Genomic DNA, 16,718 nt, shown 5'->3' on the forward strand with positions numbered 1-16,718 from the left:
AGTGTTTTATATGAATTTATTCTATCTTCGTCACCTCAAATGAAAGATACCTCCATGAAAGTAATACCTATTATAGGCAATGATAATTCTTTTCTATACCGCTTCCTCGTCAGTTCGCGCTTCCGGGTAGCCAGACATATCACTGTCATCGTGGCACTGCTTGTCATAGCCTGTAATCTGGTATTATTCAGTTGTCAGGGCTATATAGAGATGTTAGGGAAGTGGACCTATCTTCTTATCTTCAATATGTTTCTGCTCTATGGTTCCATTTTCTATTTCAATTTGCTCTATCTGGTACCCCGTTACTTGCTCAAACAAAGATATCTGACATATATTCTTTCCCTCTCAACCGCTTTAATCGTAGTTTTTATCTTTCAAGCTACACAGGAGTATATTGTATCCGATATCTTTTCAGTTCCTAACATTTATGTCGGATACTCTAAAGTGGCATTTGTGATGGACTATCTTTCCTCTTTCCCATTAACGCTCCTCAGTATCATGGGCGGTGGCATGACTGTCTTACTGCGGCTTTGGATACTGGAAAACCAACGAGTGATGCAATTGGAAAAAATCAGGTTGCAGTCTGAAATAGAACATCTGAAAGAACAAATTAGTCCTTCCATGTTATTCCGGGTACTCCACTATTCAGGAGAACAGGCATTGGTAAATCCGGGAAAGGCTTCGAAAATGTTAATGAAACTGAGCCAGATACTCCGGTATCAGCTGTATGACTGTAACCGGGAAAAAGTGCTGTTAAATACAGAAATCAAATTCCTCACCAATTATTTGGAACTGGAACAACTTGTCTCCGGCAAATTTGATTTCCACATGAACGCATCGGGAGAGACAGGACGCACTTTTGTATTCCCATTGCTTTTCATCCCTTTTATACAGTACACCGTAAAACAAATCGAAACACAGGAAGAACATCCTGCATCCATTGACATCCATCTGCATGCAGAAGATGAGAATATTAAGTTCAACTGCCAGGTATCCAGACTTTGCTTGGAACCGGAACAGGAATTAAATAAAATCCGGCAACGTCTTGATTTGCAATACGGAGAGAACTACCGGCTGGAATTAACCGGCCAAAGCATTCAGCTTGAATTGAAAGGAGGTGGAAAATGATCAATAACCGTTTTACCAATTTCCTGCTTGCTCCACGTTATCGGACGGCAAGGCATCTGTTTCTGCAATTCGTGGTATTTATGATTACAGTAAACATACTTTGGAATGTCCCCATGCGACCACTCAGCTTCCCTCAAAGATTGCTGGGATGGGCCATCTATTTTATTTCCATCGATGCAGTTTTCTATATCAATCTTTATTGGCTATTCCCTCGCTTCCTGCTGAAAAATCGCCTGTTGATATATGCCCTCGGTGTATCCGGAGTTAGTCTGATAGTCATTATAGCTGTAGCCATATTCCAAATTTTCACCATAGATATTTCTGTTCCCCCATCCGATAACGGTCTGTTACCTATCGTGGTAAATGCCATATCAGGAGTATTAGCCATGGGATTTACCGTAGCTGGAATGTCCGCCATACTCCTGCTCCGTCACTGGATACTCTATAACCAGCGTGTAGATGAGATCCAATCTGCCACTCTGCATTCTGAATTGAAGTTTCTCAAAAACCAGATAAATCCTCACTTCTTATTCAATATGCTGAATAATGCCAATGTACTCATTCGAAAAAATCCCGCAGAAGCATCTAAAGTATTATTCAAGCTTGAAGATTTATTGCGTTACCAGATGAATGATAACTTCCGCGAACATGTACCTCTCCGTTCCGATATCCATTTCCTGAACGATTATCTGAATCTGGAGAAAGTACGGCGTGACCACTTTGACTACAATATTACAGAGGAAGGTAATATCGATGGCATACAATTGCCGGCTTTGCTATTCATTCCTTTTGTAGAGAATGCAGTGAAGCATAATTTCGATAGTGAACATCCGTCATACGTTCACCTTTTCTTCAAAGTTGATGATAATCAATTGGAATTCCTGTGTGAAAACTCCAAGCCTGCCATAGCAACAGGCAAGAGCCGTGTAGGCGGAATCGGCCTAACAAACATCCGACGTCGGCTCGAACTCTTATATATCGGTCGCTATTTGCTGGAAGTGTCCGAAACAGCAAACAAATATGTAGTAAATTTAAAGCTGAACTTATGAATTGTATTATAATAGATGATGAACCCCTGGCACGCGAGGCTATGGAAATGCTGGTAGAAGAAAATAAAGAGCTCTGCTTACTGAGCATGTTCAACAATGCAGTGTCCGCCGCACGGTTTATGGAAGAACATTCTGTCGACCTGATCTTTCTGGATATCCAGATGCCCGGTATCACCGGCATAGAGTTCGCACATACTGTCTCCAAACGAACACTTATCATCTTCACCACTGCTTATACGGAATATGCACTGGATAGTTATGAAGTCGATGCCATCGACTATCTGGTCAAGCCGATAGAAACAGAACGTTTCCAGAAAGCTGTACAGAAGGCTCTCTCCTATCATTCCTTATTGATGAAAGAAGAGAAAGAGGCTATTGAAGCCAATGTATCTTCCGAGTATTTCTTTGTCAAGTCCGAACGGAAATATTTCAAAGTAAACTATGCCGATATTCTCTTCATCGAAGGATTGAAAGACTATGTAATCCTTCAATTACCGGAGCAGCGCATCATAACCCGTATGAATATGAAAGGCATCTCCGAGCTCTTGCCCCAGGATCTGTTCCTCCGTGTAAACAAGTCCTATATCGTCAATACCCGTCACATCGATTCATTTGATAACAATGACATCTATATAGGCAATTATGAGATTGCCATAGGCAACAGCTACCGCGATACATTCTTTGAAGAATTTCTAATGAAAGGAAAAAGAAAAGGGTAATATAAAAAATAATGATGTACATTTGTATTCCGGAATTAAGCAACTTAACAGGTTTACAGATATGATACAAATTCGTCCCAGCCAACTTTCTGACTTAGACCGCCTGATGGAGATATTCGATCATGCCCGCAAGTTTATGGCATCCGTAGGAAACGGAAACCAGTGGCTCAACGGCTACCCGCAGCGTGAACTGATTGCCAAAGAAATCACCGACGGACATTGCTACGCATGCGAAGATGAACACGGAAAAATCGTCGGAACATTTTGTTTTGTTCCGAGTCCCGACCCCTTTTATTCCATTATCGAAGATGGAGCCTGGCTGAATGATGATCCCTATTATGTGATTCACCGTATCGCTTCCGACGGAAGTTACAAAGGCATTGGCGATATCTGTTTAAATTGGTGCACCAAGCAATATCCAAACTTACGTGCGGACACACATAAAGACAATATCATCATGCAAAATCTCCTTGCGCGAAACGAATTTATCCGTTGTGGGACGGTTTATGTCTCAAATGGGACGCCCAGGATTGCATACCAAAAAATATCACGATAATCTTCGTTTTTTTTCTGCTGAGAGAAAGACTGAAAATGATTTTTTTTATATATGTTTGCGCCTTGAAATAAATTATTTCAAGTAATAGCAACAGAGTATGATAGAAAATCGTCTCAGCCAGCTTTCCAATTCAGCTATGCAGCATGTCATCATGCAGCATTTGTTTATACAAGACGGATTTATCCGTTGTAGAATGATTCATGCAGCTAACGCAGCGGCATGCATAGCCTTTCTCAATTAAGAATCCTTAGCCAGTATTTTTTTACTTGTATAGATGCATCTTTATGTGTGTATTTACGAACTTAGACAAATAACAGCTCAAACGCATGGAAAAAGAACAGAAGCACTCACTAGCAAACGATATTGCCGAACATGTTAAACTACAGCAGCAATATGATAGTCTTTATAACCAGAGCATGACTATCCTCAACTCACTTCCGGTAGCAGTAGCTGTCTATAACGCTAAAGGAAAGATATTGTATTTCAACGAACGTTTCTGCCGCATATTTGGGACAGATATGGAAGAGATGGCAGAAAGTCATCCAAACATATACGACAGTCCGGTAGTGACCGACGAAATTAAAAATGCAATAAAAGCAGGATTACCCATATCCACCTCCTTTCCGTATGATTTTGGAAAAGTAGACGGTTACATCACTACCGTATATACCGGCATTCGTTACCTGGAATGTAATGGGCAACCCATTCGTAACCCAAACGGGGAATTGGCAAGTTATGTTATTATCATGGAAGACATCACAGAGTCTTTGGAGAAAGAAGAGATGCTCCGCCAAAGCCGTCTGAAGACAGAGATAGCCATAAAAACAGCAGATATCATGCTTTGGGAGTTTGATGTCAACTCCCGGCTATTTTTTAGTGACAATGAGCCTCTGAACGGATATGACAAATCACGTCCCCTGTCAATAGATCTTTATTTAGAAACGATTCATCCTGAAGACCGTAAAGAAATGGTCAGCATCATGCAGAGAATGAATAGCGGTGAAGACTTCTCGTTCACATTCGAAGGACGCATCAAGTTATTCGGTTCTTCCGAATGGCAATATTGCTTCGTCAACGGCTCCCCCTACTCTTATAGCGAAAGCGGACAGGTACTTAAATACGTGGGTACTCGCAAAAACAATACAGATATCCATAAAAAGAAGCAGCTTCTGGATAAGATATTGAATAATATTCCGCTCTCCATCCATATAAAAGATGTAGAAGATAACTTCCGTTATATATTCTGCAATGAAGAAAGTAAACGTATGTTCGGTACGAGCGAAGATACGACAACATACGATGTCATGGATGAAGAACAAGTGGCACGTATTCAAAAAACAGATCTTGAGGTCTTCAATACCGGTAGTCCTTATCTGGGACTAGAGCGTGTAAACCTGAAAGACGGGCGCAGTTATGATACAATCGTGCGCAAGAGCGTTATCGAAGATGATGGAAAACGTTTACTACTGAATACCCGTTGGGATCAAAGTCTGCAAAATGAACTTAAACGTCGCGCACAGATTCTTTCAATCACTCTGGGAGCTATGAATGCCTTTACTTGGTTCTTTGAACCGGACAAAAACAGGATAAGTTTTGGCGAAGGGTTCAATGAAGTTACCAAAAAGGCTTCTGAGATCTGTTCGGTGGAGAAATTTCTGAGTTGTGTGCATCCTGATGACAAACAAAAATTCCATGATTCCCTGCAAGCCGTTGTTGAACAGGATAATGGTATTTGGGAATTGGAATACCAACTCGATTTAAACGGTAACGGAGTTTATCAATGGTGGCAAACCCGTGGCATGCTGGAAACAAGCACCCTGAATGATGCTCCCTATAAATATATGTTTGGCATGACCATCTGCATAGATGCACACAAACAAGCAGAACTGACATTACTCAAAAATAAAGAAGAACTGAAGAAATTGGTTACCTTGAATGAATTAGTACTCAACAATACCAATTCCGGCTTAGCATACATCACCCGAGACTATCGCGTACAGTGGGAAAATGTCTCCTCCTGCTCAAAAAGCTTGTCTTTCGAAGCCTACAAGCAAGGTGAACTTTGCTATAAAAGTGCCCACAACCGAACTTCACCGTGCGAGGAGTGTATATTATCACGTGCTTTCCAATCCCGTCAGACAGAACTCATCAAATTTAAACTTGATAATGCACACGTCGTCGAAGTATATGGAACTCCAGTTTTTCTTGAAGACGGTACAGCTGATGGCATTGTCATCCGTGTAGACGATGTGACCGAACGTGAAGAGATGATTAAGGAATTGCAGATAGCAAAGATGCATGCTGAACAATCAGACAAACTCAAATCCGCTTTCTTAGCTAACATGAGTCATGAAATCCGTACCCCGCTGAATGCCATCGTCGGTTTCTCCGGACTGATGATGTATGCAAGCGATGAAGAGAAGGAGGATTACATGCAGATTATTAATAATAACAATGAAATGTTACTGAAATTGATCAGCGATATTCTTGATTTGTCCAAACTGGAAGCCGGCTCTGTAGAATTGAAATATGAAGAATTCGACCTGACGGACTATTTCAACTCCATGTTTGCTTCTATGAAGCAAAGGGCCACAAACCCCAAAATACAAATAGTAGCTGTCAATCCTTACCAACACTGTTTAGTTACTCTCGACCGTAATCGCGTTGCACAAATCATTACCAACTATGTAACCAACGCCATTAAATATACCACGGAAGGAACTATTGAAATGGGCTATGAATACAGAGAAGAGGGAATCTATTTTTATGTAAAAGATTCGGGAATCGGCATACCGGACGAAAAGAAAAACAAAGTATTCCACCGGTTTGAGAAATTAGACGAATTTGCACAAGGTACAGGTTTGGGACTATCTATTTGTAAAGCAATTGCGGAAGCAATGGGAGGTAATGTAGGATTTGAATCAGAATACGGTAAAGGCTCATTGTTCTGGGCACTGTTACCTTGTGAAGTGGAAATACCATCCGAAATTACTCAGCAAAGAACAGAAAGGGTAACCTCATCAGATAAAAAAGATATAGTTGCCGGAACCTCGTCAAGCAATACTCCCGGACGTAAAACAATCCTGGTTGCCGAGGATATTCAAAGCAATTACCAGTTAGTGTCAGCTTTGTTGCGGAAACGTTTTAATCTGGTGCATGCCGCCAACGGTCAGGAAGCCATAGAAATACTACATAAACGTCACATAGATCTGCTACTCATGGATATGAAGATGCCTGTTATGGACGGACTGACAGCTACAGCTGAAATCCGTAAATTCAATGCAGAATTACCCATTATAGCATTAACTGCACACGTTTTTGAGAATGACCGCCTAACTGCTATGGATGCAGGATGCAACGAGTATCTTGTTAAACCCATAGACCGGGCTAAATTAATGGCTGTATTGAAAAAATATAGCTAATATATAATCTTTTAAACAGATATTTTATCAGGAATGAAGAATAGTAAAAAACAGGGCCCTACACAGTGGTTCATCTTTTTCAAAGACCAACTGTTGCTGAAAAAAGAGAAAACAGAAAAAGGAGAGATTAAATACAGTGTACCTTATGGTACAGAACCACCGTTGGCCCCCGGCTCAGGTAGTACGATCCATGAAGTTTTTCTGCCCACGGATGAAATGGTACATGCATTCGCCATTGAACAGCTCGTTACTGAAACTGAAGAATGGGTTATGGTCAACCTCCGGGGTTCCTACGAATACATCACTCTGGACGAATATAAAGCTGCCGGAAAAGCATATCAGATACTGTATTGGGATCAGCATAGCCGTTTTTGTCCCGCGTGTGGTATGCCTACGGAACATAAGACCCCTATCATGAAAAAGTGCCCTTCGTGTGCTTACGAAATATATCCACCTATTTCTACAGCTATCATTGTACTAATACGCCGCGGGGAAGAAATCTTGCTGGTACATGCCCGCAATTTCCGCGGAACATTCTATGGTTTGGTAGCCGGTTTCCTCGAAGCAGGAGAAACTCTGGAACAATGCGTACAACGCGAAGTGATGGAAGAAACCGGATTACGAGTGAAGAATATCACTTATTTCGGCAACCAGCCCTGGCCCTATCCCAGCGGACTGATGGTAGGCTTCATTGCTGATTATGAAAGTGGGGAAATCAAGTTACAGAAAGACGAGCTCAGTGCCGGAGCATTCTATTCAAAAGAAAATATGCCGGAAATTCCACGAAAACTGAGCATAGCACGAAAAATGATAGACTGGTGGCTAAGCAATAATTAAAAGACGGAAATCATTCAAATAAAAACAGATTGCGGAGGACATGCATTCAACAAACGAACAACTACGAATGAAACGACTCTCATTCACATCAACCAATTAGCATGCAACCGCAATCTGTATATTTTCTCATCTCCCGGTCATTCGACCTTCATCAAGTAATTCTAAAATATATCCATCAGAAAAAAAGAGGATAGTAGCAATTTATCTCAACCGATGCTTTCACTATTGAAAACGCTCTTACGCCACTAATTGCCAAAATCCCCTTTTATCATCCTGATGGATATTACTAAGGTTTAGGTTAGGTTTATACGTTGCATATAAAACGGCATTTAACAGAGAATGATTTCAGAGTTGACTTAAAGAAAGCAAAAGAACCTTAAAACGGAAAGAATGTCCACGCTAACGAATAAAAAACAAAAAAGGTGCAACCCTTCGCAGGATTACACCTTTCCTTCTGCCTTACAGCAGTTTATCTTTCTCAGATGCCGAGTGACTTACGTACTGCCACCACTTTTTCTTCTGCTTCAGCATCAGCACTGGCGTAGCATTTCGGGCAACCCATTTCGCCCTTCACCTCGATATAGAACTTGATTTTCGGTTCTGTACCCGACGGACGAACAGAAATCTTTGTACCGTCTTCCGTGAAATACTGAAGAACATTTGAAGTCTCCGGCATATCCAGATCAACAGCATTTCCCTGAGCATCGATCATCTTCAATGTCTTATAATCCTTGATCAATTTGACAGGTGAACTTCCGATTTCCTTCGGTGGGTTAGCACGGAAGTTATCCATCATGGCTTTGATTTCATCCGCACCGCTCTTACCGGGTTTCACTACGTTTACAGTCGTTTCTTTAGAGAAACCATACTCTACATAGATATCCATCAGCACATCATACAGCGTCTTGCCCTGATCCTTAGCCCAGGCGCAGATCTCAGCCAACAATGAACAAGCAGAAACGGCATCTTTATCACGAACAAAGTCTTCTGCCAGGAAGCCGTAGCTTTCTTCACCGCCACCAATATATTGCTGCTTGCCTTCGCTCAAACGGATTTCACGTGCAATCCATTTGAAACCGGTGTAGCAATCACGCATTTCAATCTTATTCTTATCAGCGACAGCCTTAATCAGTTCAGTAGTTACAATGGTCTTCACAATAAAGTCATTCGGCTGCATCTTACCCATTGCAATACGATTCTTGATAATGTAATATAAGAAGATCAGACAAGTCTGATTACCATTGATAAGCACCCACTCACCTTTATCATCTTTGCAAGCCATACCTACACGGTCAGCATCCGGGTCACTGGCCATTACAATATCAGCATCGATCTTCTTCGCCAATGCGATAGCCATAGAAAGCGCCTCAGCATTTTCAGGGTTCGGAGATACCACTGTCGGGAAATTACCATCCTTCACCATCTGCTCGGGTACACAATTCACATTCTCAAATCCCCATTCCTTCAGAGAAGAAGGAATCAGCACACGACCTGCACCATGCAGAGGAGTATAAACAATGCTGAGATCTTTCTGACGCTTGATAACTTCCGGATCTATAGAAATAGAATGAACCATATCCAGATAAACCTTATCTACATCAGCACCAATGATCTGAATCAACTCTTTGTTACCTTCAAACTTGATATCATCAACAGTCACCTTATTTACTTCGTCAATGATAGCGGTATCGTGCGGAGCAAGTACTTGTGCACCATCATCCCAATAAGCCTTATAACCATTATATTCTCTCGGATTATGACTTGCTGTGATATTGATACCACTCTGGCAACCAAAGTGACGGATAGCAAAAGAAACTTCCGGTGTAGGACGCAAATCGTCGAAGAGATATACCTTGATACCGTTTGCAGAGAAGATATCTGCAGAAATCCGGGCAAACTTGTCGCTATTGTTACGGCAGTCATAACCTACCACTACAGAAATCTGTTCTTTATCCTTGAAGCATTTGTTCAGATAGTTGGAAAGGCCCTGTGTAGCTGCACCTACCGTGTAAATATTCATACGGTTAGTTCCTGCGCCCATTATACCGCGCAAGCCACCCGTTCCGAACTCCAAATCCTTATAAAAGCAATCTATCAATTCGGTTTTATCTTCATTCTCCAACATGCGTTTCACTTCCGCCTGAGTTTCGGCATCATAAGCCGGGGTGAGCCATCTCTGGGCTTTCTCAGTTACCTGTTTGATAAGTTCCTGATTTTCCATATAATCATTGTTATTTTAGAGGTTAAAATATATCTGTTATTTACAAGACACAAATGTAGGCGAATAAGTTCAAATTTCCTACATTTTCATTAAAGATTTACACTGTATTATTCCGGCATCTTATAGCGATCACCGGTTTGTTTTACGTATTCCTCAAGGAATTCTTTCGGATATCCGGGACGTATCACACCAGCCGGCTGACCGATGGAATTACGTTCGAACTTACCGTCTTTCATACGTTTCACCACACCATCGTTGTATTTTACGATAAGGAATTCGCCGAGACGTTTCCAGGTATCGAGCGTACTCTGTGCAGTCATATTCGTGTAGTTAGTCAGAAACTCTTTTGCCCGGGCAGGATCTTTGGAATACAGCTTGGATGCAGCTGATTCGATTCCTTCCTGTGCATCATTGAAAGTGGTTTCCATCTCCGACTGGCTTGCACGTACATCTCCAATCATCAGATCGTAACGGGGATAAACCATATTCGCCACCCAGTTGAAGATCCAGAAAGAAGAATTCCAAGAGAAAGTAATATAGTCGGCGCCATCTACGCGAGAGTAGCATACAGGCACTTTATCGGTACAGCAATATACAGGTGTGAACACTGTCATATTAGCATCATCCGTACCGAACCAGAGCACACCACCGATAGCATCGGGCATGGTAGAACGCATCTGAGATACGAAAACAAAACCGGACTGCTGGGTAGAAATAGGACGTTCGTTGAAATATTCCTGACCATTCACTTTAAAAGAAAGCGGAGAAAGACGATAGGGAGTGTGATAAGGACCTGCACCGAAATCCTTGCTGATATCCAGCGGAGTACCTTCGTAATGGTCGCGCATGGCATTCTTCACATCTTGTACGGAGATTTTGCGGTTTGCCTTCAAATAGAGCGGCATGGGTTGATTAGTCTTACCTTCTATGTATGGCAGAAACTCCTCACCACGATCGGTAAACATATTGAAATAGCTCCATACGCGGGCTTCGCAATAGCGACGCGCACCGAAATCCAGAGGAGCATACGCATCAGCAAAGCTGAAATCCTTATTCACACCAGTGAAGTAGCCTTTTTCACGAGCGAAAGAAATCACATCGGAAGAATAGAGGCAGTTATTCTTATCATTCATATCGAACTGGTGGATACGGGACTGGTTGGCATGAGCCGAGATACAATCATCCGGAATGCGTACGGCCACCCATACGGCACCACGTACACCAGGACCTTTACCTATCATTTCCATAATCCATATTTCGTTAGGATCGGCAATCGTGAAAGATTCCCCACTGCTGTAATAACCATATTCCTGCACAAGATCAGTCATCACCTTGATAGCTTCGCGGGCCGTACGGGCACGTTGCAGTCCCAAATAAATCAGACTGCCATAATCGATGATACCGGTAGTATCTACCAATTCCGGACGACCACCGAAAGTGGTCTCGGCAATGGTGAGCTGGAATTCGTTAATGTTACCAATAACATTGTAAGTCTGACGAGCCTGCTCTATCTGGCCCAGATATTTACCGGTATCCCACTCGTGTACATCCATCAGAGTACCTTTCTTATGTACGCCGGCAGGATAATGGTATAACTCACCGAACAACCCGTAGGAATCGGCAGAATAGGAAACGATGGTAGAACCGTCAGTAGAGGCATTTTTACCTACAATAAGATTGGTACAAGCCAACGCATGCGCTACGGCTGCCACCATACATAAGACGGAAAGAGTCAGTCTTTTACTTTTCATACTTCAGTTATTTTAATTATCGATTAATATATTCCATTACCAGACAAACTCAAATCGCTCCGTCGTCTGATTACCGCAACCATCCGTTACGGTCATCTCCACAACATGCCGCCCCCCTTTCTTCACATGTTTCGGATCGAGTTCGCAAACCAGATTTCCACTGATGGAATTGGACTTGCCAAACAAAGCATATTTTCCGTCTATGGTTCCCCGGTAGCTACTGATACCGGTTTCTCCATCTTTTGCCTTGAAAGTGATGCGTCCCGCGCTCCCCCATTGTTTTGGATTGAGCGGAGTGATTTGGGGCGGTACGGTGTCAATGGCAACAGTATAAGTGCCCAGTTCACGGATCGTCGTCTTCATGAATCCGTCTTCATACTTGCCACCTATACTATATTTCTTTCCACGATTACTCACACTTGCTACATAATATTTCGTCATATCTTCCAATGGACGGCGGAGCAATCCGATAGTTAATTCGCAACGTCCATGCAAAGGTATACGGGTATCGTTCAACTGATAGGTAAAAGCAATGTCTCCACTGTCAGCCCGCACGGCATAATTCAGATATGCGTCATCATAGAGCATTCCTCGGGGGATAACCAGATTCAAACCGGGCTCTTGCAGGATATTTACTTTATTCCAGTGAAAAATGTACTTCTCCCGGTGCTCCACAGGTTTTATTTCCGCACGCTTTCCATGTATCGTAAAACGTACTTTGGAAGTATTTCCCAGCGCATCTTTCAGTGTATAAACGAAGCGGTAGGGACGCTCTTCATTAATATCAACCAGTCCCCTGTTTCCATTGGGAGCATGCAGCATACGTAATGTATTTCCCGGCTCGATGAACGACTTCATATATTGACCGTATGTCCACGAATTAATCATCCGGTTTTCATATTCCGAGAAACGGTCTACCACACTACGAAACACTTCCACACTATCTACTTCCAGAATAACAGTATGTACTCCGTAACGATTGCTCACCCCGTCCATATAATCATAGGCACGGATAGCGGAACCTACCAATCCCCAAGCAGTAATAAGTTGTTTTGGGGTAAGCGGAAACGCCTGATGCTTCTGGTTTCCGTCTACTACTCCCCTGCCCGGTTGAGGAAAAAGCATAATGCCTTCGGCACGGGGAGCCGTATTATCTTTCACTTTCTTCTTAAAGAAGGGCAACGGGTCGATATAATCGTCCGTATCCGCCTCAAACATATCCAGATGCAGGTGTGGCCCGAAAGAATAACCAGTATTACCACTCAGAGCGATCACCTGCCCTGCCTTCACCGGATATTCACCCGGTTCGGGAGTAATCTCCACTTCCCATGATTCCTTTTCATATTGCAGGTCTTCCACACGGCGTGCCACATCACCCACAAAAGCACTGAGATGCCGGTTGATGGTTTTATATCCGTTATTATAAGCTACATCGAGCACATATCCCGAACCATGCGTGACGCGAATACGCGAAATATATCCTTCGGCCAGGGCATGTACCGGTTTGCCGATGGTTCCTCCTGTTTTGAAATCCAATCCGCCATGAAAGTGGTTGGCACGTATCTCACCGAAATTCCCGGAGAAGGTGATGGGGAAATCAAAAGGAGGGGTAAAAGTAGCATCGGAAGACACATTCTCCGTTGTTTGCGGATAAGCCTGCGCTCCCCATGCCAGAAGTATAAGGGATAATATAGTATGTTTCATATAGGTCGATAAATAATTTGTCGGGCAAATGTACATTATTCCGGGTAGATTATAAAGAAATGCAAGCAAATATTACCCGATAAATATTTATCGCATATAAACAACCTGAAGACGAAAACGAAGGAGAAGAAGGAGGCGAAGCTTTGAACACTCTCCCTTGAGATAACCAAGAGTACGTATCCGAACGCTTACTACCATGCGCACCTGTAGACTTAGTACAACGCCACCGTCAGTATCAATCCCTGGCAGGAAGGTACGAACAGCGAAGGAGACGCAGGGATGGAAATTTGATTAGGAATATGCTTGCAGGATCCGCCAAAAGCCATATCTTTGCAGCACAAACTAATTAAAAACACCGTACAGAAGTTTATGAGCCATACTATTTTTATTTATGCAAGCATTGTCTTAGTAGTGCTTATCATTTTAGGCGTCGTATTTACGATTATTACTATGCGCCGTTTGCACAGTACACAAAAACAGTTGCAAAAACAGGATAAAGCAAGTACCAAGGAGAAAAAATACGACTGGTATGGGCACTAATCATTTCATATTCATACAAGAATTACCTCCTGAGCAAAATATTGAAACTCAGGGGGCATTCGATTATTCCAGATTAAAACCTGTATAAAAATACTGTTGTAAAACACCTATTCCCGAAGTACACCGAAACACGGAAATCGCTACATTGCGACATGTTTAACCCCCAATTAAAATTGCAAGGTTATGATTATCGGAGTACCTAAGGAAATCAAAAACAACGAGAACCGTGTAGGAATGACCCCTGCCGGAGTAGCCGAGTTGGTGAAAAGAGGTCATACAGTGTATGTACAGGCATCTGCCGGTGCAAACAGCGGTTTTCCTGATGAAGAGTACATTGCAGTGGGTGCGAAAATGCTGCCAACCATCGAAGCTACGTATGCCGCAGCTGAAATGATTGTGAAGGTGAAAGAACCTATCGCCCCCGAGTACAAACTGATTAAAAAGGGTCAAGTGGTATTTACCTATTTCCACTTTGCCGCCGATAAAATACTTACCGAAGCCATGATAGAAAGCGGTGGTATCTGCATCGCTTACGAAACCGTAGAGAAAGAAGACCACTCCCTCCCATTGCTCACCCCCATGAGTGAAGTGGCCGGACGCATGGCTACACAGGAAGGTGCCCGTTTCCTGGAAAAGCCGCAAGGCGGAAAAGGGAAATTACTGGGTGGCGTACCCGGTGTCCGTCCTGCACGTGTATTAATTCTGGGTGGTGGTGTAGTAGGAACCAATGCTGCACAGATGGCCGCCGGAATGGGTGCGGAAGTATTAATCACCGATATTAATCTGACGCGCCTGCGCTACCTCAGTGAAGTGTTACCAAAAAATGTAAAAACTCTCTATTCTTCTATGCATAACATCAGGATGGAATTGCCCAACATAGACCTCGTGATTGGTTCCGTACTGATTCCGGGAGATAAAGCGCCACATCTGATTACCAAAGATATGCTGAAGATGATGAAACCGGGAACCGTTCTCGTAGATGTTGCCATAGATCAGGGCGGATGCTTTGAAACCTCTCATCCTACCACCCACAGCGAACCGACGTATGTAGTGGATGACATCGTGCACTATGCGGTAGCCAATATTCCGGGAGCAGTACCATTCACTTCAACTATGGCACTGACGAACTCCACACTACCTTATACCGTAGCATTGGCAGACAAAGGCTGGCAAAAAGCATGTAAAGACGATCCCGCTCTGGCACTGGGACTGAACGTAGTGGAAGGTAAAGTTACTTATAAAGCTGTAGCGGATGTATTCGGACTGGAATATGAACCGATAGAACTATAACAAGTAGCTATAAATACAAAGAAAAGGAGTTCCGTTTTTATGGAACTCCTTTTCTTTGTATAAATGATCAATCACAGTTTATCCCTGAACAGAAAATCCGTCTTCCTCCTATACGCCCATATCAATGCAAGTATCGTAATGCAAAGGTTAAAGATAAATGGGAACTCCTGCGAACGTACATGAAACAATGATTGGAAGAAATCTACGATAAACGGACAAAGCAGCACAGCCAAGTAGTTCATTGCCATCACAAAAGCCAGTGCCAGCGTGGTTTTCTGGGGAACAGCCGTATCCACCGTTTTATCATAGATCAACGGTTGGATAACACCATAGCCCAATCCTACCAGTATGCAGCCCGGTATGATCAGCCATTCTTTGGGAGAAATCCATATCAGTGCCAACCCCAGTGCAATACACAGCAGGCTGTAAAACTTCGTCTTTTCCTTCAGATACTTTACAACATGCCCCAGAAAGAAACCGGGTGCCATGATAGCAAGGAAGAAGAGGGAAATCATCATTCCCGAGTTCCCACTGGAAAAGTGATGTTCCTCCATCAGGAACGGAAGGTTGAACGTCACGATCAATACAATATAAGTGGTAAGCCCATAAAAAAGCATCAGTTGCAGCAGATGACGGACATGAATACCATACTTGCCGGGGATAGCGGGAGCAGCCGTTTCTGCCGATGAAGAAGTATCGGCAGGAGATTTATCCGATGAAGTGACTTGTGCTTCACCATCCGCATTTTCGTCTTTCAGATGGATGGTGAGTATGATGGCTACCAAAGGTAGTAAATAGACCAGGAAAGGCAGATGCCAGTTCACTTCTGCCAGATAGCCGGTAACAGCGGTTGCCACCACCAGCGTAACATTTGTAATGGCGGAACTGTATCCAAATTGCTTCACCCGGTAGGTTCCCGTGAAATAACGGGAAATCAATCCGGTAGAAAGCGGAATAATCAGTCCCGCACCAATTCCCAGCAGGGCGCTGACAGCTATTAATTGCCACATTTTTGTGGAAAACAGGTACAGCACCCCGCTCGCGGCGAACATCCAGAGCCCCGCGCGTAACAGACGGACAAAGTCGCGTTTCTCAGCCAACTTGCCCGCCAACAAAATAAAAGGTATAATCAATAACGACGGTAAAGAACTAAGCATCTGAATATCCAGTTCCGAAGCATCCGGAAAAGTAGTGGAAAGCTGCCCCAAAATAGGAGAAACAGCCAATCCCGGCAAAGAGGTCAATGCAGAAATAGACCAGATGCCGATCAATGTAATAAGAGGAATGGTTCCCCGGCCGGTATTGATTTTCATATACACATATATATTTATAGGGTTTGAAATAGTGCAAGAGAAACAATTATGGTTATAGAAAGTTCAAAAAAGGAGGAAAGGATAAATAATCATTTAACGGAGAGAGAATGCCAGTCGGGAGTATCTTAAACTCTCCTCCTCGGAGGAGGAGGGGAATTGAGATAGTCAGAATATCAATAGCTACACTC

At 43.0% G+C, this 16,718-nt stretch carries 12 protein-coding genes; 8 read left to right on the plus strand and 4 right to left on the minus strand.

The genetic code is table 11. From position 1 onward, the window contains the following. The first annotated feature begins 54 nt into the window (after positions 1–54). The 7 genes from K429_RS0127515 to nudC all read left to right on the plus strand — a co-directional run bounded on the left by K429_RS0127515 (position 55) and on the right by nudC (position 7,711). On the plus strand, positions 55–1,128 hold the full coding sequence (locus K429_RS0127515; RefSeq protein WP_029328847.1) for a sensor histidine kinase: 1,074 nt from the start codon (positions 55–57) through the stop codon (positions 1,126–1,128). Continuing rightward, positions 1,125–2,177, plus strand: coding sequence for a sensor histidine kinase (locus tag K429_RS0127520; protein WP_029328848.1), 1,053 nt, complete (start codon positions 1,125–1,127; stop codon positions 2,175–2,177). Before K429_RS0127515 ends, K429_RS0127520 begins: the two co-directional genes overlap by 4 nt. Continuing rightward, positions 2,174–2,896 carry a LytTR family DNA-binding domain-containing protein gene (locus tag K429_RS0127525; RefSeq protein ID WP_007216376.1) on the plus strand — a complete coding sequence of 241 codons (723 nt, stop codon included), beginning with the start codon at positions 2,174–2,176 and terminating at the stop codon, positions 2,894–2,896. Before K429_RS0127520 ends, K429_RS0127525 begins: the two co-directional genes overlap by 4 nt. Before the next feature lie 61 nt (positions 2,897–2,957). Continuing rightward, positions 2,958–3,452, plus strand: a complete 495-nt coding sequence (locus tag K429_RS0127530; protein ID WP_029328849.1) for a GNAT family N-acetyltransferase — start codon at positions 2,958–2,960, stop codon at positions 3,450–3,452. Between the two features lie 97 nt (positions 3,453–3,549). After that, positions 3,550–3,693, plus strand: coding sequence for a hypothetical protein (locus K429_RS30745; RefSeq protein WP_007210016.1), 144 nt, complete (start codon positions 3,550–3,552; stop codon positions 3,691–3,693). A gap of 85 nt (positions 3,694–3,778) precedes the next feature. Further along, complete coding sequence (locus tag K429_RS0127535; RefSeq protein ID WP_007216374.1) at positions 3,779–6,874, plus strand: response regulator; 3,096 nt, start codon at positions 3,779–3,781, stop codon at positions 6,872–6,874. A gap of 33 nt (positions 6,875–6,907) precedes the next feature. Further along, entirely contained in the window at positions 6,908–7,711 is an 804-nt protein-coding gene (gene nudC, locus K429_RS0127540; RefSeq protein WP_007210018.1) for an NAD(+) diphosphatase, read from the plus strand. Positions 7,712–8,189: 478 nt separating this feature from the next. Here nudC and K429_RS0127545 read toward each other — a convergent pair whose 3' ends face one another. The 3 genes from K429_RS0127545 to K429_RS0127555 all read right to left on the minus strand — a co-directional run bounded on the left by K429_RS0127545 (position 8,190) and on the right by K429_RS0127555 (position 13,387). Continuing rightward, the gene (locus K429_RS0127545; protein ID WP_007216373.1) at positions 8,190–9,932 is read right to left on the minus strand and encodes a phospho-sugar mutase; all 1,743 of its coding nucleotides are present in this window, start codon (positions 9,930–9,932) and stop codon (positions 8,190–8,192) included. 107 nt (positions 9,933–10,039) lie between these two features. Continuing rightward, positions 10,040–11,683, minus strand: a complete 1,644-nt coding sequence (locus K429_RS0127550; RefSeq protein ID WP_007216372.1) for a C69 family dipeptidase — start codon at positions 11,681–11,683, stop codon at positions 10,040–10,042. Between the two features lie 36 nt (positions 11,684–11,719). Further along, the gene (locus K429_RS0127555) at positions 11,720–13,387 is read right to left on the minus strand and encodes a M23 family metallopeptidase (RefSeq protein WP_029328850.1); all 1,668 of its coding nucleotides are present in this window, start codon (positions 13,385–13,387) and stop codon (positions 11,720–11,722) included. A gap of 723 nt (positions 13,388–14,110) precedes the next feature. On the opposite strand from K429_RS0127555, the gene ald reads away from it, so the two are divergent. Further along, entirely contained in the window at positions 14,111–15,217 is a 1,107-nt protein-coding gene (gene ald / locus K429_RS0127565) for an alanine dehydrogenase (RefSeq protein ID WP_029328851.1), read from the plus strand. Positions 15,218–15,288: 71 nt separating this feature from the next. Here ald and K429_RS0127570 read toward each other — a convergent pair whose 3' ends face one another. After that, on the minus strand, positions 15,289–16,530 hold the full coding sequence (locus K429_RS0127570) for an MFS transporter (RefSeq protein ID WP_007209676.1): 1,242 nt from the start codon (positions 16,528–16,530) through the stop codon (positions 15,289–15,291). Positions 16,531–16,718: the final 188 nt, after the last annotated feature.

The organism is Bacteroides sp. 14(A) (assembly GCF_000526555.1).
GTDB lineage: Bacteria > Bacteroidota > Bacteroidia > Bacteroidales > Bacteroidaceae > Bacteroides > Bacteroides cellulosilyticus.

Coding starts and splice junctions, on each gene's coding strand:
- K429_RS0127545 (WP_007216373.1), bottom strand. CDS start 9,932: ATGGAAAATCAGGAACTTATCAAACAGGTAACTGAGAAAGCCCAGAGA.
- K429_RS0127535 (WP_007216374.1), top strand. CDS start 3,779: ATGGAAAAAGAACAGAAGCACTCACTAGCAAACGATATTGCCGAACAT.
- K429_RS0127520 (WP_029328848.1), top strand. CDS start 1,125: ATGATCAATAACCGTTTTACCAATTTCCTGCTTGCTCCACGTTATCGG.
- nudC (WP_007210018.1), top strand. CDS start 6,908: ATGAAGAATAGTAAAAAACAGGGCCCTACACAGTGGTTCATCTTTTTC.
- K429_RS30745 (WP_007210016.1), top strand. CDS start 3,550: ATGATAGAAAATCGTCTCAGCCAGCTTTCCAATTCAGCTATGCAGCAT.
- K429_RS0127515 (WP_029328847.1), top strand. CDS start 55: ATGAAAGTAATACCTATTATAGGCAATGATAATTCTTTTCTATACCGC.
- K429_RS0127555 (WP_029328850.1), bottom strand. CDS start 13,387: ATGAAACATACTATATTATCCCTTATACTTCTGGCATGGGGAGCGCAG.
- ald (WP_029328851.1), top strand. CDS start 14,111: ATGATTATCGGAGTACCTAAGGAAATCAAAAACAACGAGAACCGTGTA.
- K429_RS0127570 (WP_007209676.1), bottom strand. CDS start 16,530: ATGAAAATCAATACCGGCCGGGGAACCATTCCTCTTATTACATTGATC.
- K429_RS0127550 (WP_007216372.1), bottom strand. CDS start 11,683: ATGAAAAGTAAAAGACTGACTCTTTCCGTCTTATGTATGGTGGCAGCC.
- K429_RS0127525 (WP_007216376.1), top strand. CDS start 2,174: ATGAATTGTATTATAATAGATGATGAACCCCTGGCACGCGAGGCTATG.
- K429_RS0127530 (WP_029328849.1), top strand. CDS start 2,958: ATGATACAAATTCGTCCCAGCCAACTTTCTGACTTAGACCGCCTGATG.